The 21930-nt window shown below is 56.2% G+C and carries 16 protein-coding genes; 13 read left to right on the top strand and 3 right to left on the bottom strand.

From position 1 onward, the window contains the following. Positions 1-56: 56 nt before the first annotated feature. Positions 57-422, top strand: a complete 366-nt coding sequence (locus O5O45_RS16315) for a thiol-disulfide oxidoreductase DCC family protein (RefSeq protein WP_305900450.1) — start codon at positions 57-59, stop codon at positions 420-422. A gap of 19 nt (positions 423-441) precedes the next feature. After that, positions 442-1026 carry a metal-dependent hydrolase gene (locus tag O5O45_RS16310; protein ID WP_305900449.1) on the top strand — a complete coding sequence of 195 codons (585 nt, stop codon included), beginning with the start codon at positions 442-444 and terminating at the stop codon, positions 1024-1026. On the opposite strand, the gene O5O45_RS16305 is transcribed toward O5O45_RS16310, so the two are convergent. Further along, positions 1023-1376, bottom strand: a complete 354-nt coding sequence (locus O5O45_RS16305; RefSeq protein WP_305900448.1) for a hypothetical protein — start codon at positions 1374-1376, stop codon at positions 1023-1025. The two genes, O5O45_RS16310 and O5O45_RS16305, sit on opposite strands and share 4 nt — an antisense overlap. 91 nt (positions 1377-1467) lie before the next feature. Further along, positions 1468-2226: an SDR family NAD(P)-dependent oxidoreductase gene (locus O5O45_RS16300; protein WP_305900447.1), complete on the bottom strand. Its 759-nt coding sequence runs from the start codon at positions 2224-2226 to the stop codon at positions 1468-1470. A 926-nt stretch (positions 2227-3152) separates the two neighbouring features. On the opposite strand from O5O45_RS16300, the gene O5O45_RS16295 reads away from it, so the two are divergent. The 11 genes from O5O45_RS16295 to O5O45_RS16245 all read left to right on the top strand — a co-directional run bounded on the left by O5O45_RS16295 (position 3153) and on the right by O5O45_RS16245 (position 21313). Then, positions 3153-3857: a thioesterase II family protein gene (locus O5O45_RS16295; protein ID WP_305900446.1), complete on the top strand. Its 705-nt coding sequence runs from the start codon at positions 3153-3155 to the stop codon at positions 3855-3857. A 42-nt stretch (positions 3858-3899) separates the two neighbouring features. Further along, complete coding sequence (locus O5O45_RS16290; RefSeq protein ID WP_305900445.1) at positions 3900-4724, top strand: SDR family oxidoreductase; 825 nt, start codon at positions 3900-3902, stop codon at positions 4722-4724. 63 nt (positions 4725-4787) lie between these two features. Continuing rightward, entirely contained in the window at positions 4788-7781 is a 2994-nt protein-coding gene (locus O5O45_RS16285; protein WP_305900444.1) for an amino acid adenylation domain-containing protein, read from the top strand. A 4-nt stretch (positions 7782-7785) separates the two neighbouring features. Beyond that, on the top strand, positions 7786-11616 hold the full coding sequence (locus O5O45_RS16280; protein ID WP_305900443.1) for an amino acid adenylation domain-containing protein: 3831 nt from the start codon (positions 7786-7788) through the stop codon (positions 11614-11616). A 19-nt stretch (positions 11617-11635) separates the two neighbouring features. Beyond that, positions 11636-16909 (top strand): non-ribosomal peptide synthetase, encoded by a 5274-nt coding sequence (locus O5O45_RS16275; RefSeq protein ID WP_305900442.1) that lies wholly within the window; start codon positions 11636-11638, stop codon positions 16907-16909. An 82-nt stretch (positions 16910-16991) separates the two neighbouring features. Beyond that, complete coding sequence (locus O5O45_RS16270) at positions 16992-18185, top strand: ATP-grasp domain-containing protein (protein WP_305900441.1); 1194 nt, start codon at positions 16992-16994, stop codon at positions 18183-18185. 55 nt (positions 18186-18240) lie between these two features. Next, entirely contained in the window at positions 18241-19029 is a 789-nt protein-coding gene (locus O5O45_RS16265; protein ID WP_305900440.1) for an AzlC family ABC transporter permease, read from the top strand. 1 nt (position 19030) lies between these two features. Further along, positions 19031-19345: an AzlD domain-containing protein gene (locus tag O5O45_RS16260; protein WP_216737320.1), complete on the top strand. Its 315-nt coding sequence runs from the start codon at positions 19031-19033 to the stop codon at positions 19343-19345. A gap of 49 nt (positions 19346-19394) precedes the next feature. Further along, entirely contained in the window at positions 19395-20183 is a 789-nt protein-coding gene (locus O5O45_RS16255; RefSeq protein ID WP_305900439.1) for a carbon-nitrogen hydrolase family protein, read from the top strand. Positions 20184-20618: 435 nt separating this feature from the next. Beyond that, positions 20619-20813, top strand: coding sequence for a hypothetical protein (locus O5O45_RS16250; protein WP_305900438.1), 195 nt, complete (start codon positions 20619-20621; stop codon positions 20811-20813). Between the two features lie 71 nt (positions 20814-20884). Beyond that, on the top strand, positions 20885-21313 hold the full coding sequence (locus tag O5O45_RS16245) for a tetratricopeptide repeat protein (RefSeq protein ID WP_305900437.1): 429 nt from the start codon (positions 20885-20887) through the stop codon (positions 21311-21313). Positions 21314-21436: 123 nt separating this feature from the next. Here the strand turns inward: O5O45_RS16245 and O5O45_RS16240 are convergent, their stop codons facing one another. After that, positions 21437-21916 (bottom strand): CDP-archaeol synthase, encoded by a 480-nt coding sequence (locus O5O45_RS16240; protein ID WP_305900436.1) that lies wholly within the window; start codon positions 21914-21916, stop codon positions 21437-21439. Positions 21917-21930: the final 14 nt, after the last annotated feature.

The raw sequence follows: 21930 nt of genomic DNA, 5'->3' as shown, positions 1-21930 counted from the left end.
TTTCGTTGCTTCTATTGTCCGATGCTGGATTGCTGTATTCGTTTTTAAGGACGCCTATGGAACCTAAAATCCGCGTTTTCTACAACTCCGCCTGTCCGGTGTGTGATGCTGGCATTAAATTCCAGCAGAAAAAAGGAGCGGTCTGCGGTGTCGAATGGGAAGATGTGCATCTGGACAATGATAAAGTAAAGGACCTCAACGCCGATCTCGAATTTGTCAGAGAGCGGCTGCATGTCATCGACCTTAATGGCGATTTGCGCGTGGGATATGAAGCCTTTATCGCTATCTGGGAGGCGTCGTCGTCGGAGCAGTGGAAAGCGAAGGTGTCCAAGGTTTCCGGCCTGCGCTGGCTGTTGAACAAAATCTATAATGTGTTCGCCTGGTGTTTGTACCAGTGGAATCGCGCCCTGAAGCACTGGTGAGTTGCGGTAACCTGAATCGATGTCTTCTATATTCGGCCATGCTCTGATTGGAGCGGCGATTGGCGATAACGCCAAATCGGAAAATAAATCGGAGCAGTTGTTCCTGAGCTGTTTCTTTATGGGGTTGGTCATATGCCCCGATCTGGATTATCTACTGACATGGTGTTTCGGCGTCAATATAGCGCCTCGTTATACCCACTCCATTGGAGCAAGTCTGGCGATCGCCTGCATCGGACTGGGTTTGAAGAAGTATGTGTTCGTCAAACGCTTAAGGAACGCAAACTCGCTCTTGATTTGCGCCGCTTCTATGGCCCACGTGCTCATGGATTACTGTGTCGGCGTGCATAAAAATCCCATATTCTGGCCGCTGACCGACACCGTATACGCCTTTGACTATGGTTTTCTGCCCAGCGCGGGAAAGCTCGACTTTCTTAACTTTTATTTCTGGCGAAATCTGGGAATTGAAATGGGAATACTGGTTCCGATCGCTGCTTTTATCTCCGCCCAAGGCCGCAATGCATTCAAGAAAAGAGCTTACATCGCCATCCTGGCGATTGGCGTATTGATGGCGTGTGGCTATATCAGCGTTGGGTTATCGCGTTAACGGCGCTTTCCCCATTTGGCTTTTAAATAAGATAAAGCGTTGCTCGCCAAGACATATATCAAGCCAAATAGACCGACGATTAAAAAGGCGATGAACCCTATCGCCATATCCAACGTGATTTGCTCGCTGCGAGCATAAACTCCCAGGAGTCTCGGCGCGGCTAAGAAGATAAAAATAGCGCTAAGGATGCCTGTAGCGTAGGAAAAGTATTCCGATTTGCCTAAACGTTGCAGTATCAATGCGAGCAGTGTGGTGCAGAGCGCGATGGATAGAAGCTGAAAAAACAGGTAGTACCACGACACCGGGATTGAGGACATAGCGAACCATTGATCTAAGTCTGAAGTCCGCAATCATAAAGCCTGATTTCCGCCAAGGGAACGTTGGTGAGATCACAGCGAATGCATAATTGGACCAGCCCTTGGGCTGGTCCGCTGATACCGCTTAGAGAAACATCCCGCCGGACGCTTCAATGCGCTGAGCGTTGATCCAGCGGTTGTCCTCTGAGAGCAGAGCGGCGATGACGCCGCCAATGTCGTCCGGTAGACCGACACGTCCGAGTGCGGTTTGCGAGGCGATAAACTTGTTGACCTCCGGGTTATCGCGCACGACTCCCTGGCCGAAATCCGTTTCAATAGCGCCCGGCGCCACCACGTTCACCGCTATGCCTCGCGCTCCCAGCTCTTTCGCCATATAGCGGGTCAGCACCTCTACGCCGCCTTTCATCGCAGCGTACGCTGAGTAACCGGGCAGGGCGAAGCGGGCGAGACCGGTGGAAATATTGATGATTCTGCCTCCATCTGCGATGAACGGCAGAAGCTTTTGCGTCAGAAAATAAACGCCTTTCAAATGAATATTCACTAGCTGATCAAACTGCTCTTCCGTTGTTTCCGCGAAAGGCGCATGGATGCCGATGCCCGCGTTATTCACCAGATAATCGAACTGCTCGCGTCCCCAGTTGGCGCTGAGTTCCTGGGCGACTGAATTAGCAAAGTCCGCGAAACTCTTGCTTTCGGCTACGTCCAGTTGCAATGCGACCGCCTTGCGCCCCATTTGACGCACTTCTCCGACCACATCCTCCGCCTCGGCGCGATTGCTGCGATAGGTCAGAATGATATCCACGCCTTTTTTCGCCAGATGCAATACCGTGTTTTTACCCAGACCGCGATTTCCGCCAGTGACTATTGCGATTTTGCTGCTCATATATCGTCTCCAGAGTGTGGTGTTGAATACTTGCTTCTCAGTGTCAGGACCAGTTTATTGGGTGCATAACGAGGAATAAATCTGCTCTTTATGGTTGGACTATCCATAATTTGCGAACAATAATGCCAGTAAAAACCATTTTGATGCGCGGTAGTTGAAGAGAGCGGCCGCTGAAAGTGCGCTCTGCTGATGCCGGCTCATTGAGCAAACAGGCGATAGGGATAGCAGCTCTATACCCTAACGCTGCAATATAGTAAAAAATACTGATTATCAGATTGAAGCCGCTAAAAAAATATATATAATCACGTTTTGTTGATTAAACATTAACAGCACTACGAGTATTACAGGATGTTGTATCATAAGCCAAAGGGGACGGCCTCTATCCGTCCGTTTATGTCCTATTCCGGCTATATTATCTCGGGTTCCTCTCTCCAACGCTTCTTATCCCGTTTATACAAGTATAGTTAAGTGTTTATGTGAAATTTCCACACCTTGCTTTGAATTTTTGTGCGAGGATGACAAAGTTCTGTCGTTATGAAATTTACGCTGTTTAGACGTGCTGACGCTTGTTTTTTGCGGAGGCGACAACTTATTTGTTTTTATAAAAATCAATAGGTTGTTGATTTTTTGGCGCGTGCGGAAACTAACGACTCTGCGCTACGTCATGTTCATGCAACACGGCGAGCATTAAATAGTTTGCGTGTATGATAATTCTGTCTAATTAGACAATATTAACGGGAATCAGGAAGTATTAATTGTGGAAAGGGAAGTATATGGAACCTCGCATAGACTTATTCTAGTCCATCGATAAATACCGCTCATTTTATTTTTATATAAAGCTAAACAGGCTTTATGGCCTCCTATTGTCTGGCGTTTATAAATGCGTCGGCGAAAAAGGAAATAGTAATAACTAAAGGATACAGAAAATGAAAGATGTCTCTCTGGTTAACTTGGTTTGTCTCCCCTTCGCTGGCGCAGGCGCATCGGTGTTTCACGAGTGGAAGGACTTGTCTGAGAAACTCAATGTGATCGCCGTGCAGTTGCCAGGACGGGAGAAGCGCTTTGTCGAGCCCGCCTACACCCATGTCGCGGATGCGGTGCATGGCATTATGCCCGAGTTAATGGCTGAGCTGGATTTCTCCAAACCCATCGTCTTTTTCGGACACAGCCTGGGCGCGGTGCTGGCGTTTGAGCTGGCGCGCGCCATGTGCGGCGAAGAAAAGGCGAATGTGCAGGGGTTGATAGTGAGCGGCTCTCCCAGCCCCTGGAACAACAGGCAAGAGCGCGCCTCCGGATTACCGGATGACGAATTTGTGCGTCGCGTAAATGAGTTTGCCGGATACTCTCATCCCGCCCTGGAAGACCCCATCATGCGCGAAGTGCTGCTCCCGACGCTGCGCGCTGACGTTGAGATGCATGAAAGCTATCTCCCCCTGGCGGATGACTCTCTGCCGATCACTGTGTTGACCATTCGCGGAAGCGAGGATGAATTGGTGAGCGCTGAGGATAAAAAGCTTTGGAGCAAGGCCTCTTCCGTGCAAACCCTGCACGAAGAGCTTCCCGGCGGCCATATGTATTTGATGGACAATCCCAAGGCGCTTATCGCTTTGATCGAAAGTGCGGTTCTTTAACTCTTGTTATTAGTGGATCGCAGTGTCGTCAAGGAGATAACTATGAGACTGAAAGGAAAAGTAGCGCTGGTTACCGGCGCAGCCAGAGGGTTGGGGCGCGCCTGCGCCCTTGAGTTCGCCAGACAGGGCGCGGATCTGATACTGCTGGATATTGGAAGGGATATCGCCACCGTCCCTTATCCCCTGGGGTCGGAGAGCCAACTTCAATATACCGCTCAATTATGTGAAGAGCAGGGCGTGGCGGTATTGACCGGCTTGGCGGATGTGACGCGGCAGGCCGAGATCAACGCGGTGGTCGCAAAAGGGCTGGATCGCTTCGGGCGCATTGATGTGCTGTTGAATAACGCAGGCATCGCCGCGCCGTCAGGAAAAATCGCCCATGACATCAGCGAAGATGAATGGACGACCATGATTGACGTCGATCTTTCCGGCGCCTGGCGGATGATTCGCGCAGTGGGCGCCGCCATGACGGAGCGTCGCTCCGGCAGCATCATCAATATTGCTTCCACGGCGGGGGTGGTCGGTTACCGCCATTTCTCCGGTTATGTGGCGGCCAAACATGGCGTCATCGGGCTGAGCAAAGCCGTCGCCCTTGATTACGCGCCTCTTAAAGTCCGGGTGAACGCGTTATGCCCGGGCTCCGTTCGCGACGCCTCTCATGTCGAAGGTCGCATGTTGTCTGAGATCGCGCGCTCCCTGCATGTGCCTGTCGCCGAGCATGAGGACACCTTTGTGCAGGCGCAGCCTATGAATGCGCTGATTGAGCCTGAGGATATCGCCCATAGCGCCGTGTGGCTGGCTTCTGACGAGTCCCGTCAGGTCACCGGAAGCGTGATTACCGTAGACGGCGGCTTCTCCGCACGTTAGGCGGTGGATAGGGTTCTTAGCCAAGGACTGTCCAGATTTTCTCATTCGACATAAGGCACTTCCATGAAAAGCACGTTTTTTAATTACCCGGAAATGGCCGGGAATCTGAGCTCTTATCTGAGTGACGGCGATGTCGCGCCCAGCGCATTGCACGCCGCCGCCTATCGACTGACGCAATCCGTTAATCCAGAGGCCGTTGCGATGCGGCTAAAACATGCCCTTGCAGCTCTGCCGTTTATGCAAAAAACGGCTGAGGGGCGCGATTACGTCTGGATTGAGACGCTGCATTTTCGGGCGGACAGCCTCCAGGCTGCGGACCGCGTCAGAAAGGAAATGGAGAGGCCGCTGGCTGAGACATTTCCCTATATTCGCGTGGTGTTATTAACCTACGCAGATCGCTTTGTTGATTTGGTGATTGTCGCCAACCGCGCTGTTTTTGATAAATCATCATTGGACGCATTCGTCTGTGCGGCCCTCTCCGAACAAGAGGCCGTTTACCAGTCGCCTGCGGCGGCGTCAGGATCTGAGCCGGAGTTGTCCTCTCTGCTGTCCGCCGACTTCTCTCCGCTTCCGGACTGGCGGGGCAAGGGCGAAGAGTGCGAAGAGGGCGTGATCAGAATGCCTCTGGGCGTTTTCAGCGGCCAGGATGACCAGCAATTGGTGGCGGGCTGGATCAGCGCGCTGACGACGGTATGGGCTCGTTATTCCGCAACGAATGGTCCGGTCGTCGCCATTAATGACAGCCGCGCCGAGTCGGTGAGCGGCTGGTCTCTGGCGGTCGCGCCGGTGCAGGAAGACGCTACGGCGCAGCGTCTTAGGTCGCACATTGAACAGTCGTTGCAGCAACCAGCCTGGCGTTCGCAAGAGCTGGCGAATCGTCTGCAGGATTGTGAAAACGGCGGCGAGGTGTCTCTGGCCGCGCTCATCTACGATGCTGCGAAGTCGCCGCACGCCAAGGTGGCGGCATGCGACTATGCGCCCTCCCTGGGAGCGCCTTATCCGATGACGCTGCTCATTGAGAATCAGGGGCAGGGGCGATATTGCGTCAGCGGGCTGGCGGACGGCGCTTTGTTTGCAGGCGACAGAGTCGAACAATTCTTCCAGTGCGTGCGTCGGGCGTATGAATTGTCGCGTGCAGACGGCGAGTTGAACCTGCGCAGCTTTGCTTTGCTGGATGAAAAAGCGCAGCAGGAGATGGCTGCGCTGGGCGTGGACCGTGAGCTTGGCGAGATTGCAACAGAACGTCTGGAGCAGTTGTTCGTTCGTCAGGCCGCTCAAACTCCAGACGCCGTCGCGCTCTCCTACGAAAACGAGCAAATGACCTACGCGGAGCTGGAGCGCAAGGCCCATCTTATGGCGTTGAATTTGGTGGTGCTCAACGTCAAACCGGGAGACCGCGTCGGTATCTGTCTGGAGCGGTCATTTGATTTGATCGCATCGATGTTGGCGATTCTGAAAGCGGGCGCGATCTATATCCCCATGGACCCGGCCTATCCGGAAGAGCGCTTGACCTATACCTGCGACAATGCCGAGATCCGTCTGGTGATTACCGACGCTGACGCATTCCCTGTGGCGGAGGGGCGGCGGTTGATAACGCCGTCAGAGCTGGAGCGGGATATTGACGACGCCCGGGTGACGACGCCCTCCGCAGAGCAACTCAGCGCAGACGATGCCGCCTATGTGATATACACCTCAGGATCGACTGGCAAGCCCAAAGGCGTGGTGGTTCCTCACAAGAATGTCGTCAGTCTGCTGGCGGCGACGCAAGCGGATTTTGGTCTCAATGAAAAGGACGCCTGGACGTTCTTCCACTCCGCTGCGTTTGATTTCTCGGTATGGGAAATATGGGGAAGTCTACTGACCGGCGCTCATCTCGTGATTGTGCCCTATTGGGTCTCCCGCGCTCCTGACGAGTTCCTGGAACTGGTCAGAGAGAAGCAGGTTTCGGTGCTGAATCAGACTCCCTCCGCGTTCTCCCAGTTTATGGAAATGGAGCGCAACGGCGCGCCGCTGGAGCATTTGCGGCTGGTTATCTTCGGCGGCGAGCCCCTCGACGCGAAAATGCTGGTGAAGTGGTTCGACCGTTACCCTGAATCCCGTTGTCGTCTGGTGAACATGTTCGGCATTACCGAAACCACGGTGCATGTCACCGCCCAGACCATTGCGCGGGCGGAAGCCATCGCCGGCTCGCGTTCCGTCGGTCCGGCGATTCCAGGCTGGCGTTTATATGTATTGGACGCCGCGCGCAATATTCTGCCGGTGGGCGTGGCGGGGGAAATTTACGTTGCGGGAGCAGGCGTCGCCTCGCAATACCTGAACCGCCCGGAACTGACGGAAGAGCGTTTTATGCCTGATCCGTTCTGTGGCGGCCGCATGTATCGCAGCGGCGATAAAGGACGCTTATTGCCTTGCGGACGTCTGGAGCATTTAGGGCGTCTGGACAGTCAGGTGAAATTGCGTGGTTTCCGCATCGAACTGGATGAAATCCGTAAGGTGTTGCTTGGCGTCCACGGCGTGGAAGCGGCGGCGGTGGTATTGAACCAGCCGGATAAAAACGATCCGGCTTCCGCCCGTCTCGACAGCTATCTTGTGTTGTCCGATATCGCCGTGGAAGACGTGATAGTGAAAGCGGAGAAGATGTTGCCGGCCTATATGATGCCGTCCACTTTTACGCCGGTTGAGGCCATGCCACTCACAGCGAATGGCAAGCTGGACGTCAAAAAGCTGCCGGAGCCCACGGCGCCAAGCAAGGCGATGGACAAGCCCAAGGCGGCGGAGCGACCAATTGAGTCCGCTGAAACCTGCGTTGACGAGCCCGAGGCGGAGACAGAAACAGATCGTCTCATCGTCGATATGGTGAGGGTTTGGAGTGAGGTGCTGGGGCGCGAAGTCGCGGCGGCCGACAACTTTTTCAGCCTTGGCGGCAATTCCCTTTACGCGGTCAGAATCGCTTCCGCCATGAGAGCAGCGGGACTGCCTGCGTTGCCGATACGTGAATTATATGTGCGGCAGACTATTGAAAAACTGGCGCCGGTAATGGTCGGCCATGGAGGTTAGTGATATGGATTTCACGGAGCTTGAAGCGATCCGCGCGGCGGAAGCTTATTGGCGGGGTCTGTTTGACGCCGATTGGTCGCCAACGGAACTGAAAGCGCCGTCCCGGGCGGCGGAGCCTGTCGAGCGTCTGGTGGCGAGCATGCCTGTCGGCGCTGATCTGTTGAGCGCCATTGAAGGCGCTGCCGTCGAGAAGGGCGTTACGCCGCAACAAGTGGCGCTGGCGGGATGGTTGGCGGCGTTGATGCATTTTACTGACATGGAGCGGCAGACGCTGTCAGTGCAACTGGATGACGGCGAGATTATTCCACTGACGTTTACGCTGGACCCCGACGCTGATCTGGCCTCAGTGATTGATCTGGTCGCGAAGACGATGGCGGAAGCGTTGTCTCACCGGGCGTTCCCATATCTCAAGCTTGCTGCGGAAGAATATGGTCTTCTGCCGCCAGCGCAGGACCTGCTGACGCCCTTGCTGTTTAATCTGGGAGAGAGGGAAGCCCCTCGGGCGCCCATTGTCATGGGACTGCGCGTCACGGCGGAGGGAGCCGAGATGGTAGTTCAGGGAGGCGGCGTTTTCGCTTCTTACGGCTACCTGCGCCCTCTGTGCGCGGCGGTTATGAATATTCTGGAGATGGGGTTGTTGCAGGACAAACCCTTGTCTCAGCTGGAGCTTTTGGCGCCCGATGACATCGCTGAACGACTGCAGCGGGGAACGGCGGAAACCACGTATTTCGCTGAATACGCCCGCATTGAAGAAGCTTTCGCGGCCCAGGTGGCGGAAACGCCCTCAGCGCTGGCGGTCACTCATGGCGAGATCTCGCTTACCTACGCCGAATTGGATGAAGCCAGCTACCAGCTTGCCCAGGCCTTGCGTGAGCTGGGCGTAAAGTCGGGGCAAGTTGTCGCCATCCTGACCCCGCGCAGCATTCCCATGACGGTTTCTGCGCTGGCGGCGCTGAAAGCCGGGGCCGTCTATATGCCGCTGGATCCTGACTACCCCGCTGAGCGCATTCAGGTGCTGATGGAAGACAGTCAGGCCGCAGCGCTGATTCACAGTGAAGAGGCGCCGCCGACTGACCTGATCGATGTGAAGCATGCGTCGCTGTCGCTGGACATGCCTGGCGGGCGGGTGCGCGCCCTGCAAATCCAGACACCGTCGCAGTCTGCTCAGGCAGATTCTCAGGCGGCCTATCTGATGTTTACGTCTGGCACCACCGGGCGTCCCAAAGGCGTGCTGAACACGCACGCGGGGGTTCTGCGATTAGTTCGACGCACCAATTATCTCGATCTGCAAACCGGTGTTCGCGTGGCCCAGGCCGGCGCCACGGGATTTGACGCCAGTGTGTTTGAGATCTGGGCGGCGTTGCTCAACGGCGGTTGCCTGCAGATTGTCGATCGGGAAGTGCTCCTGGATAGCGTTGTACTGGCGCGCTTTTTCCGAGAGCGGAAAACGGATGTTGCGTTGATTACGACCTCGCTGTTCTCGCAGCTGGCCAGTGACGATCCTGCCATGTTCGCACCCTTGAGCCAGTTGCTGGTGGGCGGCGATGTGATATCCCCGAAGCAGGTGGCTGCGGTATACGCCGCCTGTCCGGAAATCGTTATTCTGAATGCCTACGGCCCCACTGAAAACGGGGTGATATCCACTGTGCAGCGCATTGATCCCGCTCGACTGGATAGTATTTCCATCGGCGCTCCCATCAGTAATTCCGCAGCGCTGGTGCTGAACCGGTTTGGTCGTCTGACGCCGCCGCTGTTTGAAGGCGAGCTGTATGTCGGCGGCGCTGGTTTGGCGTTAGGGTATTTGGGACGGGAAGACGACACCGCGAAAGCGTTCGTGCCCCATCCTTATGTTCCTGGAAGCCGAATCTATCGCACGGGAGACCGGGCGCGCTGGAATGCCGAGGATGAGCTGGAATTTCTCGGACGCCGGGATTTTCAGATCAAAATTCGCGGCTTTCGGGTTGAGCTGGGCGAAATCGAGAAGGTGGCGTTGTCGCATTCACAAGTGAATGAAGTCCTGGTGCTCGCACTCAAGCCAGAAGGCGCAGCGGAATATCGGCTGCATTGCTATTTAGGAGTCGCCGATGAGTTTGATCTGGATAGTTGGCGCCAGCAACTCATCGACCAACTACCCACGCACATGGTTCCTGCGGCGGTCTGGGCCATGCCTGAATTGCCGTTGACGGTTAATGGCAAGGTGGACCGACGCGCCCTGGCGGAGATGAAGCAGGTAGAGTCCGGCGGCGCCGAAGCAGTGGATGATAACGAGCGCGTGTTGCTGGAAATCTGTCGTTCACTTTTACACGTTGACCATTTGGCGACGGATGATGACTTGTTCAGATTGGGCGCAAGTTCGTTAACCGCCGCCATGATTGCGTCACGGGTGCGTCATGACCTGGGAGTGAAAGTCGCCGTCGCCGATGTTCTACGCAGTGGAACGGTGGCGGAGTTGGCCGCGTTAGTCAGAATGCAGCGCGGGCCAGGCACCGCCGGGTCCGGTGTGAGCGCTTCGCCTGCGCAAGCCAGCGTAGAGGCGACGCCGCAACAGGTGCGCATGTTCATTGAGCAGTCCAAGCAGGCGGATGCCTGCCATTATAATTTACCGATTTGGGTGGAACTGCAGGCGGATATAGACCCGGTTCGCTTGCAGGAGGCCTTGCGGCAGTTAGTCGATCGACACGAAATTCTCCGCACTTCGTTTGAGCGTGACGGGGAGGTCACCCGTCAGCGGATTCATGCAGATCTGGCTGTCTCGATAGCGCAGGCGCCGGCGGCTTCAGACGTATTCCATGCGCTGACTCAATTCATCCAACCCTTCGACTTGCAGCAGGGGCCCCTGTGGCGCGCAGCGCTCTATCGCGACACAGGGAAAACCTATCTGCTTTTCGATATTCACCACATTTTGACTGACGGCTATTCACTGCTCCGTTTGTTTGCGGAGTGGGAGGCGTTGTATCGCGGCCACACACTGTCTGAGTCGCCTCTGCAATATCGTGATTATGCGCACTGGCTGGCCGGCGATGGCGGGCAGGCTCATTTGGCGGAGCAGGAAGCCTATTGGTTGAAAATGTATGCGGAGAAGCCTGCGTTACCGGATTTGCCCACGGACTTTCCGAGGTCTGGAGTGCGCAGTCTCAACGGTGAGTTTCTTGAATTTGATTTGGGAGCAGAGAGAACGGCGAACATTCGTCGTCTGTCTGAACGCGATCAAGTCAGCGCCTACCAGTTTTTGCTGGCCTGTTATGGCGTCTTCCTGGCTCAGATCACCGGCGATGACGACATCACCATCGGGACGCCGGTTGCAGGTCGTCTGGCCCCAGGCGTCGACGACATTCAGGGGATGTTTGTGAACACACTCTGTTTGCGGTTACGCCCGGCCCCGGAGGCGCGCTTTGCGGATTATCTGCGAGAGGTGGCCAAGATGACGCTGGACGCCTTCGACAACCAGGATTACCCCTTTGATCGCTTGGTGGCGCAGGTCGCCGGGGAGCGCTCCTATGGCCGCTCTCCGCTGTTTGACGCCATGTTTGCGTTGCAGAACACGGGGCTGAGCAGACAAACCTTTCTGGGCGGCGCGATAGTCTGGACGCCGGCGGCCACCGGCGCCGCCATCTATGACCTTAACCTGCAAATTGAAGACGGCGAGACCAGTCTGCGCGCAAGCTGGCATTTCAACCGCGATCTTTTCACAGCCAAGACATTGGCTTCTTTCCGTGATCGGCTGCTGGAGATCATCGATCAGGCGCTTGGGGATATGAATAGCCAGATTCGAACGCTGAATCAGGACGAAGAAAGTGGTCCGGTTGCGTTACCGGAAATCGAGTTTGAATTTTAATATTTAGAGGCAGTAGGACATGCAGTCGATAGAAACCAAAGGACAATTAAAGGTTGCGGCGGCGCAGCGGCCGGAGCACGGAAAATACTGGCGCGGTCTGTTGGCGGAGCCAGTGGAGAAAAGCCTGTTTCATCCCGACAGGGTGAAGCCGTCGGGGTCGCTGAATCAACGCTATGTGCATACATTGGACGCCGACGTAAGGCAGCGCCTGCATAAGTTAAGCGGCGGCAAAACCGCGACGCGTCAAGTGGTCATGCTGGCGGCGCTGGCGGAATTGCTGCGTCGCTACACCGGCTCCGACACGGCCTGCATCGGTCAGCCGTTGCAACCGGAGCAAACCAAACTGTCCGACTATCTGGCGCTGCGCATCCAGGCGCCGGCGCACGCGAATTTTAAGCAGCTGCTGGGCGCGGCGCGGGACGCCATGCTTGCGGGGCTGGAATTCTGCGACTATCCGTTGACGGTGTTGGCGGACGAATTTGGCCTGGAAGCGGAAAAAGGCGGCAATCCCTTTTTCGATGTGGCGTTGCAAGCGCTTGAGAAAGCTGACGATTCGGTAGCCAGTCTATTTCAGTGTCGTGTGCTGATCAGCCACTTCGTCGACGCTGAGCAAGGCGCCATCACGATTTCCTATGACGGCGGTTTGTTCGACGCCGACAGCATACAACGCATCGCTGAACACTTTGAAAAGTTGCTGCTGGAGCTGTTGAGCGCGCCTGACGCCGACGTTGCGGCGGCTTCCATCACGACGCCGGCGGACAAGGCTTTGCTGCAGCAAGTCAATGCAACCGAGCGGGAATATCGCCGGGACGTCAGAATCGAAACGGTCTTTGCGGAACAGGCGGCGCGGACGCCGGATGCGGCGGCGGTGATTTGTGGTCAGGATCATTTGTCCTATGCACAGCTAAATGATGCAGTGAACTCCCTGGCGGCGCAGTTGCGCGCAGCTGGCGTGGCGCAAGATCAGCTGGTGGCGGTGGCGGCGGAACGTTCGACCCAGATGATCGTGGCGATTCTGGCGATTTTGCGAGCCGGCGGGGCCTATTTGCCGATAGATCCCGGTTATCCTGCAAACCGGATTCAGTATGTGCTGGAAAACAGCGGGGCCAACGTCATTCTGACGCATCGTCATCTGCTGCAGGTGGATACGTCCGGCTATACCGTCATCGATATTGACGACAAAGCATTGGGCGCTGAGGGGGCGGCGACAGCTGAAATCGTCGGCGGTTCGGAAAATCTCGCCTACGCCATTTACACCTCAGGCTCTACCGGTAAACCCAAGGGCGTTTTGATTGAGCATCACTCCGTCATCAACCGGATCGCCTGGATGCAGGACGCCTATCCGTTAACGGCGGAGGACGTCATTCTGCAGAAAACGCCGGTTTCGTTCGACGTTTCCGTATGGGAGTTGTTCTGGTGGTTCTTTACCGGCTCCCGCGTCTGCATGCTGGAGCCCGGCGGAGAGCGCGAACCAGAGAAAATCGTGGCGGCGATTGAGGCGCATAAGGTGACGACCATGCACTTTGTGCCGTCCATGCTGAACGCCTTCCTGGATTATGTGGAGTCCACTCAGGCGGTGGCCCGCCTGCAGTCGCTGCGCAAGGTGTTTACCTCCGGCGAAGCTTTGACCCTGCATCAGGCGGAGCGTTTCAAGAAGCTGCTGCACGCGGCCAATGGAACCCGCCTGATCAACCTATATGGGCCGACTGAGGCGACGGTGGACGTCACCCATCTTGACTGCACCGCCAAACCTGAACTGGACAAGGTCACTATCGGAAGTCCTATCGACAACACCCAAATCTATATCGTGGACAAGCAGTTGCGTCCTCTGCCCATTGGCGTTCCTGGCGAGCTTTGCATCGCTGGCGTCGGACTGGCGAGGGGCTATCATGCGCTGCCGGAAATGACGGCGGATCGCTTTGTCTCAAATCCTGAAAACGCATCTGAACGCTGGTATAGAACCGGCGATTTGGCGCGCTGGCTCGGCAATGGCGAAATCGAATATCTGGGACGCCTGGATCATCAGGTGAAAGTGCGCGGTTTTCGCATTGAACTGCAGGAAATCGACGCGGTCCTGCGCTCCCATCCCGCCGTACGCGACGCCGTCACCCTGGTGCACCGCGCCGCCGGTCTGGACAAGCTGGTCACTTACGTCACCGTCAGCGGCGAGCCGGAGCAAGAGGCCCTGCGTCAGCATGTGGCGGGACAGGTTCCGGCGTACATGGTTCCGGATATGATCATCGTGCTGGAGCAAATGCCGCTGTCGCCGAACGGGAAACTGGACCGGAAAGCGCTGCCGTCGCCGGACAGTTATTTGCAAACCGCGGAATACACTGCGCCTCGTAACCGCACGGAAGAAATTCTGGCGGACATCTGGCGGGAGGTTCTGCAGCTGCCTCGGGTTGGCGTGCACGATAACTTTTTTGCGATTGGCGGTAACTCCATTCACTTTGTCACCGTGCTCGCCAAGGCCAGGAAATTTGATCTGGAGTTCACCTTCCAGCAATTGTTCGCCAATCCCACGATAGCGACCTTGGCGCAGGCGATGGAAGAGGAAAAAGGCGAGCTTCAGCAGCACCACTTTGAGGCGTTTGAACTGTTGGGCGAGCAGGATCGCCAGCGCCTGCCGCAAGGGGTTGATGACGCCTATCCGCTGTCCATGTTGCAGGCGGGGCTGATATTCCAGAACGAACTGACCTTCGGTACGGCGCAATATCACGACATTATCAGCTACATCATCGAGAGCCCGATCAATCTGGAGGTGTTCAAGCGCGCCGCGGACATTCTGGTCAAGCGCAATCCGATTTTCCGCACCAGTTATCACCTGGATGGCTTCGACGAGTATATCCAGATGGTGCATACGGACGTGGAAGCGCCACTGTACTGTCACGACTTGCGGGGAATGAGCGAGGAAGAGCAGGAGCGTTGGCATCAGGACTGGCTGGCGGAAGAGAAAGCGTACCGCTTTGAATGGAATCAGCCCGGTCTGGTGCGCCTGCATGTGCATGTCCTGCGTGACAATATGTACCGCTATGTGCTCAGTCAGCATAACTCCGCCCTCGACGGCTGGAGCATCACCCTGGTGCATACGCAGTTATTCCGCATCTACAACAGGCTGCTGCAGGGCGGGACCTTTGACGAGCCGCTGGTGGACAATCACATCCGTAATTACATCGGTCTGGAAGCGCAATCGTTGCAGTCCGCCGGTGATCGCGCATTCTGGGTGAACATGCTGGATGGCGCGATCTATACTCGCCTGCCCAAACTGGACGCCGCCCAACCGGTGTCGGAGTTGTCCGTACTGTTCCACGAGGTGGACATCAGCAAGCAACTGTCCGACAGGATCATTGCGCTGGCGGACCAGTTGGCGGTCCCGGTCAAAACACTGTTGATGGCGGCGCATCTTAAGTTCCTGAGCGTGGTCTCCGGCGATGCGGACGTCATGACCGGCTATGAACACAGCGGCCGTCCGGAAGCGGAAGACGCCACCAAGGCGATCGGACTTTTCCTCAACACAGTGCCGTTCCGGGTGGATGTCGACGCGGAATCCTGGGCTGGCCTGATTCAACGCGTGTATCAAGCGGAAGCGGCGTTGTTGCCGCACCGTCGTTATCCTATGGCGCGCATGAAGCAGGATATCGGGACGCAGGAACCGCTGTTCGACACTGCTTTCAACTACACCCATTTCTATCTGCTGAAAGAACTCAAGGAAATGCCGGAGTTCAATCTGCTGGACGTGCGAGCGAACTCGGAGACGGAATTCGCGATTCGGGCCGAATTCTGCCGTCACTTCTTCACTGACGACGTGAAACTCAGCCTGCACTACCACGAGCACGCTTTCACGGCGGAGCAGGTGGAGAACTTCGCGCAATACTATCTCACTATCTTTGAGTGCATGACTCAGGACCCGAAAGCGGATCCCCGACGTCAGCCCATCCTGACGCAGCAGGAACTGGCGGCTATCGCTGAGCAGGGCGCTAAGGTTCCTGGGAATTTGACTCAGCGTCCGGAGCTGAAAAACACGGATACGGGCGTTTATCTCCTGGGAGAATCCGGTCGCTTTATCCCTGTGGGAGCTGTTGGGGACCTGTACTTTGTGAACGCTGAAGCGGACAGACTGGAGACTGATGTTAACCCGGCCCTAAACGGCCTGGGATTGCAGCGCACTGACCTTAAAGGGCGCTATGTGCAGGATGGTGGGGTTGAGATTGTCAACGAGGCGGCGACGCTGATTTTCCGGAAGCCTGAGTTGCAGCAGGGCAAAAACGTCGACACAGCGGCGGCGCAACAGACCCCGCTGGACGCTGTGGAGGCGCGCATCGCGGCGGCCTGGGCGCAGGCGCTCAAGATTTCCCAGGAGAATATCGGACGCAACGATAACTTCTTTGACCTGGGCGGCAACTCTCTGGCGGCGATGAAAGTCACGATTCTGCTGGAAGGGCTGATTTCCCTGGTGGATCTCATGCGCAATTCCACTCTGGCGCCGTTAGCGGAGGTCGCCAGAAAGAAAATGCCTGCTGACGAAGCTGACATTCTAGTGGCGATGACTCCTGATCGGCGTTCAGCGCCGGTCACCTTGGTGTGCTTCCCCTATGCGGGCGGCAACGCGATTAACTTCAAACCGTTCGCCGAGCGTCTGGCGGAGATGAATGCCGAGGTGCAGGTTTTCGCCGTGGAGCCCCCGGGGCATAACCCGAGTGATACCGGCGAAACACTGTTGTCCGTCGAGGCGTTGGCGAACAAGGTCGCTGCGGAAATCAGCGCTAACATCCGCGGCGACATCTTCATCTGGGGACATTGCGTCGGCAGCGCCGCCGCCCTGGCTACCGCCGCACTGTTGCAGGAAAGCGGCCGCGTCGCCGGCGTATTTATCGGTGGTAAATTACTGCCGGACGCGGAGCGCTCGCGTACGCTTGCGGATGAACTGGAATCCATGCCGTTGAAGGACGTGGGCGAGTGGCTGGTGACGCAGACGGGCTACGGCGATCTGAACGCATTATCTGAGCCTCAACTGGCGCAATTGGTGAAAGCCTTCCGTCATGACGCCTGCGGCGCCAACCGCTACCTTGCTGATTTAACGGAAAACGGGACGCCTATGTCATTGCCGCTGACCATGGTGGCGGCGCAAGACGATCCCCTGACGCTGCAGTATCGGGAACAGTATCTGGGGTGGAGCAAGGTGTGCGAGTCAGTAACGTTGGTTGAACTCGCCGAGGGCGGCCATTACTTCTGCCGGACCAAACCTGCGGAAACCGCCGCAGCGGTCAGCGAACTGATGCGACTGTCCAAATAACGTTAAGGCCCCACTCCAGACGGCGTGGGGCCTTTTTTGCGACTTGCGTATTAATAACAACACATGAAATCAAGGATCAGACATGAAACTGGCCATATTGCCATTGCCGTTTAACCTGGACGTTGCGCAGTCCATTCTCAGCCAGGCTGGAAACTGTGCGCACGAGTTTGTGTTTATCGACATGCAGGAACGCATTGACCGCATTCCCGCCGACTGGTGGCCGCAAAACGCCAAGCCTGTGGCCTGTTCCCCCTCCGATGTGGACGCCGTGATCAAGCTTGTGGAGGCGGAAGCCTGCACTCAGGTCATTTCCACCGCTGAAGCCGGACTCACCATCGCCGCCAAGGTGCGCAAGCACTTCGGCTTTGCAGGGCACAGCGAGGACGTGGAGCTGTTCAGCATTGATAAAAGCCTGATGCGCCACACCCTGGTGGAAAAAGGGTTGTCGGCGGTTCAGTCATTCAAAACCACGGTCGCCGAGCTGGGGGAAGCATTGCTCTCCGTCGAGTTTCCGGTGGTCGTCAAACCGGTGCGATTGGGGGGAAGCATCTGCGTGCAGCTGTTGTCTTCCTATCCCGAAGTGGAAGGCTATCTGGAGCGCGTTCGCAGCCATCCGTACGGGGGCGATAAAACCGAGCTTACCGTGGAAAGTTATATCGGCGGTAAAGAGTTCAGCGTGGAAGGGCAGGTCTTTGATGGCCAGGTCTACTATTACGGTTTGACGGAAAAGCGTACGACGGACGCCCCGTATTTTGTCGAAACCGGCCACACTTTCTACACCCGCCATCCGCACCTGGAAACTTTCGCTGATTATTTTCAGCAGGTGTTTGAGGCGCTGAGCATGCGCAACTGTCCCTTCCATGTTGAGTTCAAAGTGGACGGCGACAAGATAGAAATCATAGAGCTGCACTCTCGCTTCGGCGGCGACTTCATCACGGACCTGATCCATTTCAGCACCGGCGCGGAAGTGTTCGCGGATCAGTTTAATTTCCTGGCGGATAAAACCATGCCGGCGCCGGTCGAAGCCCATGATCGTCTGGTCAGCATTGAGTTTGTCATGGCGCAGGAAGGCGAGCTGCAGGCCTTTGCATTTCCGGTTCAGTTCGAAAGCAGTGTGAATGTGCTTAAGCAAAAGCAAGACGCTCGCATCGGCGACAAGATCAAATCCAGCACGGGATTCTATGACCGGATCGGCTGGATGATCTTTGAGTCGGACAGCCCGCAAAGCCGGGATGAGCACCTGAAGCTGTTCACTCCTGTCGTGACCGTAGATTGAAGCGGCGGCGTTATGTCCAGCCTTGAAAAACTTTGCAGTGATGGAGTCCTTTAGTATGGAAAGTGTGGCCGCAAAACCGGACGACAGCTCCGGACAGCCATTAAACTCGGAATTAAGACAGAAGCACTTCCTGGACGGCGTGAAAGCCATGTCCCCGTTTATTCTCTCCGCCATCCCGATGGCGATGATCGCCGGGGCGTTGGGCGTCACCAGTGGACTGACGGGTTTGCAGACGTTGCTGCTGGCGATGCTGGCGAACTCGGGAACCATTCAGTTTGTCGTCTACATGATGCTGCAGGAGTCAGCGAGCTGGACCGTGGTTCTGCTGACGGTGCTCACATTGAGCCTGCGTATGATGATTTACAGCATCGTGTTGCGGGACAAAGTCAATGATATTTCCCCCGGGTGGAAACTGGTGATGGGATTTGGCCTGATTGATGCGCTGTTCTTCATCTTCGTTGAGAAATTCAAAGATAAAAACGCGCCGGTGACAGCTCGCCAGTGGTTTTATCTCGGGGGATCGTTTTCCATTTATGGCGCCTGGACGGTGGCCACCGTGGTCGGCATTCTGGTCGGCTCTGCGCTGCTTGAGTGGGCGGGGTCTGGCGTTGACTTCCCGATGACTGCGTTGTTTGTCGCCATGCTGGCGTCCTGTCTGGTGGATAGAAAAGCCTACTGCATTGTGTCGGTTGCAGGCCTGACGGCGATACTGGCGCATCACGCGCCATACGGACTGGGGACGATTCTGGGGACGGTGGCTGGCGTCGCCGCCGGCGTGTTGTACGGTCGATGGGTTCCGGCGAAAAACGCGGTAGTGGTTGTGGAAGAGGTTAAGGAAAGCTGAGATGGATATTTATATTCTGATTGCATTAATCGCAGTGTGTGCGTTTCTTCCCCGTTATCTGCCCTGGGTGGTCTGGGCGGGAAAACCCTTGCCCCCCAAAGTGGAAAACATTCTCCGCATGACGCCGGCGGCGGTGATTGCGGCGCTTGTGGCGCCGGCGGTGGTCTTCGTGGAGAAAGAAGTGTCGCTGAGCCTGCTGACGCATCCCTATTTTTTAGCGTCAGTGGCCACATTTGCGCTTATGTTGTTTACTAAACGGCTTATACTGTCCAGCTCGTTGGGCGTGGCCGTTTTTGTGCTTCTGAAAATGCTGTAGCCAGCCCATTCAGCCCCGGCGTGAGACGTTGCTGCGTCGGGGCTGCGCAATGACTGACAGGCACGTGCAATTTATCAAGGAACCTATGATGCAAGGCGATTTCAAAATAGCCGCGGCGCAGTTTGGCCCGGTGCGTGGGGATGTTGAGGAAAATACGCGGAGACATCTGCAACTGATTGCGGCCGCCGCCGCGGAAGGCGCGAATGTGGTCATTTTTCCTGAGCTTTCTCTGACGGGATATGAGCCGGATCTGGCGAGGGAGTTAGCGTTCACTGATGCGGACCCTCGTTTGGCGCCGTTTCAGGCGGCGGCGCGAGAGCAGGGCGTGACGCTGATGGTCGGCGCGCCGGTGCAAGAAGGGGAAGGCAAGCCTCAAATCGGACTCTTTGTCATCAGCCCGGATGCGCCTGTGTTTCACTACAGCAAAATGCACTTACATCCTGGAGAAGATCAGCATTTCGCGCCAGGCGCCAGCGAAAAGGTGTTTGAACTTCAAGGCGTTGCCTTAGGGCTGGCTATCTGTGCGGATACCGGCGTCGCTACTCACGCCCGCAACACGGCCGCCGCCGGCGCCGCCGCTTATTTGAGTTCGGTTCTGATTACCGCTGGCGGATACGCCGAAGACACCGCCAAATTACAGGATTACGCACACACCCATGGCATGTGGGTGATCATGGCCAACTTCAGCGGCCCCTCCGGCGGCTGGGAGCCTATCGGCAAAAGCGCGGTATGGAGCCCCAGCGGCGACCTGCTGGCCCAGGGACCGCAAACCGGCGCAGCGCTGGTTATCGGCGTCAAAACCGAAGCTGGCTGGTCCAGCTACGTCAGAACTCTCTGACGTAAAAAAAATAGAATCCATTTCCACTATTATTTCAATGTCTCCGCAGGCGCGGTGTTTAAGGAGAGTAAGTTGGGAGAGATCCAGGGTTGCGCCCCTGAAAACTCGGCGAACAGGCGGATCGCCAGGGTGTCTGATCTCTCTATTCCGCCTCTGGAGTTCATCCCCTAGAGCTACCGTTTCCTTCAATCGGCGCCTAATTATTTTCGTTATCAAAAAGCCTCTACAATCGGCTGTTTTGCCGCGTAAATTAACGTAGTTCACCCTTTCAGAGCAAAAATTGCGACTTGCGTCCGCCGGTTTAATCTTCTACATATTAAGTATGGGGACTGTAACAACTCCCCAGTGCATTTCTCGCTGTAATCAGTGCTCAGGACGTCCCTGGATGTACGTGGGACAGGACCTTATAAGAAATAAATAGAAAAGGAGACTGCTATGGCGGACACTCAGAGAACGCAGAATGTCGTTAAGCTGATGAAGGAGTACATCGAGCAACTGGAGCAAAGTGGAGAACTGGAGCGTCTGCTGGAACAATCCCGGGCGCCCGGCGATAACGATCTGGAGTTGGCCGAACACTACAGTCGTGATCGGCGCTATACTCTCCGTCGCATACGAGCGCGGGGAGCATGACTACTTCACCCACCGGAAACCTGCGGGTTATGGTTCCCGCGGGTTTCCCCGCTATCTGATGAAGCCCGCCTATGTCTTCCAGAATCGCCCTGCCTTTTTTCGACGAGATACACCAGTTGGCGGTGGATATCGTCAACGCCTCGGCGGAAGGCGACACCAAAGCGATATGGCGCAATTATCAGGCGCTGCGAACGCTGTGTGAAAACAACGAATTTACCCCTCGCAATCATCCCTTCCAGTGGGAGGCGTTAGCGGACTTTACCTGTGACCTCAATCTGGCGTTAAAGATCTACCGCAAGGCGCTTCGATACGCCAACGAGAAAAACCTGGTCGACTATTCCGCCTCCATTACTTTCGCCATGGCTAATAGGCTGTATGATGACGGCGAACGCGACGCCGCTCGCGAGCTGCTGGTAGAGGCCGACAAACTGGCGCAGTCTACCAACGATCTGGAATTGAGAAGGGAAATCAGCGCGTTGCTGTTGGCCTGCTGTGAATAGGCTTTCCGACTCTAATCACTACTGCCTAATCAACAACTACCTAATCAACAACTACCTGACCAATAGCTGCCAGCCGGCGCCTGTTGCCTTTCTGGCTTCGCCGCTGCGCCAACAATCTAAGACTCAATAAGGTTTTTTGCGCACGCCGAGGCGAAACAGCAAGGGAGATATTCCCCAGTTGACCACGACAAAAGCGATAAAGATAACCCCGATTTGCAGCAACGACAGGCCGAGCGTGTGTTGGTAGGCGGCGAGGGGCAATACGGTTTCCAGAAACTGATCCAGAAAAGGCGCGCGACTGCTGGGCGTCAGATTGAAGCGGCGTTTACAGAAACTGGTGAAGAGGTCCCCAAGCATCGCCAACAGGGCGACTGCGCAGCCGGTCATAATGGAAAAGCCCAGTAATGGAGCCGCGAGACCGCTGATAAGAATCGCGGCGATGAGGCCCCGCCAGGTTTTTGCGGGGCCGAGCAGGGGACGGCCATCCTTGAAGCAGACGCCGAAATCAATGGGAAGGCCGCCTCGATCGCCCATTAAAAAACGGGCGAACACCGGGGCTCCATTAGCAATCAGTAAGAGCAGTAGTACTCTCAGTTCAAGCATAGGGGCTGCAGTGG

Source organism: Hahella sp. HNIBRBA332, from assembly GCF_030719035.1.
Classification (GTDB): Bacteria; Pseudomonadota; Gammaproteobacteria; order Pseudomonadales; family Oleiphilaceae; genus Hahella.
Note: the sequence above shows the minus strand (reverse complement) of the source record. Positions and strands in the feature narration are given on the sequence as shown.

Bases quoted from the DNA above. Each gene is read 5' to 3' on its own strand.
- O5O45_RS16260 (WP_216737320.1), top strand. From the start codon at position 19,031: ATGGATATTTATATTCTGATTGCATTAATCGCAGTGTGTGCGTTTCTT.
- O5O45_RS16315 (WP_305900450.1), top strand. From the start codon at position 57: ATGGAACCTAAAATCCGCGTTTTCTACAACTCCGCCTGTCCGGTGTGT.
- O5O45_RS16265 (WP_305900440.1), top strand. From the start codon at position 18,241: ATGGAAAGTGTGGCCGCAAAACCGGACGACAGCTCCGGACAGCCATTA.
- O5O45_RS16275 (WP_305900442.1), top strand. From the start codon at position 11,636: ATGCAGTCGATAGAAACCAAAGGACAATTAAAGGTTGCGGCGGCGCAG.
- O5O45_RS16290 (WP_305900445.1), top strand. From the start codon at position 3,900: ATGAGACTGAAAGGAAAAGTAGCGCTGGTTACCGGCGCAGCCAGAGGG.
- O5O45_RS16245 (WP_305900437.1), top strand. From the start codon at position 20,885: ATGTCTTCCAGAATCGCCCTGCCTTTTTTCGACGAGATACACCAGTTG.
- O5O45_RS16295 (WP_305900446.1), top strand. From the start codon at position 3,153: ATGAAAGATGTCTCTCTGGTTAACTTGGTTTGTCTCCCCTTCGCTGGC.
- O5O45_RS16250 (WP_305900438.1), top strand. From the start codon at position 20,619: ATGGCGGACACTCAGAGAACGCAGAATGTCGTTAAGCTGATGAAGGAG.
- O5O45_RS16280 (WP_305900443.1), top strand. From the start codon at position 7,786: ATGGATTTCACGGAGCTTGAAGCGATCCGCGCGGCGGAAGCTTATTGG.
- O5O45_RS16240 (WP_305900436.1), bottom strand. From the start codon at position 21,916: ATGCTTGAACTGAGAGTACTACTGCTCTTACTGATTGCTAATGGAGCC.
- O5O45_RS16270 (WP_305900441.1), top strand. From the start codon at position 16,992: ATGAAACTGGCCATATTGCCATTGCCGTTTAACCTGGACGTTGCGCAG.
- O5O45_RS16310 (WP_305900449.1), top strand. From the start codon at position 442: ATGTCTTCTATATTCGGCCATGCTCTGATTGGAGCGGCGATTGGCGAT.
- O5O45_RS16285 (WP_305900444.1), top strand. From the start codon at position 4,788: ATGAAAAGCACGTTTTTTAATTACCCGGAAATGGCCGGGAATCTGAGC.
- O5O45_RS16255 (WP_305900439.1), top strand. From the start codon at position 19,395: ATGACTGACAGGCACGTGCAATTTATCAAGGAACCTATGATGCAAGGC.
- O5O45_RS16300 (WP_305900447.1), bottom strand. From the start codon at position 2,226: ATGAGCAGCAAAATCGCAATAGTCACTGGCGGAAATCGCGGTCTGGGT.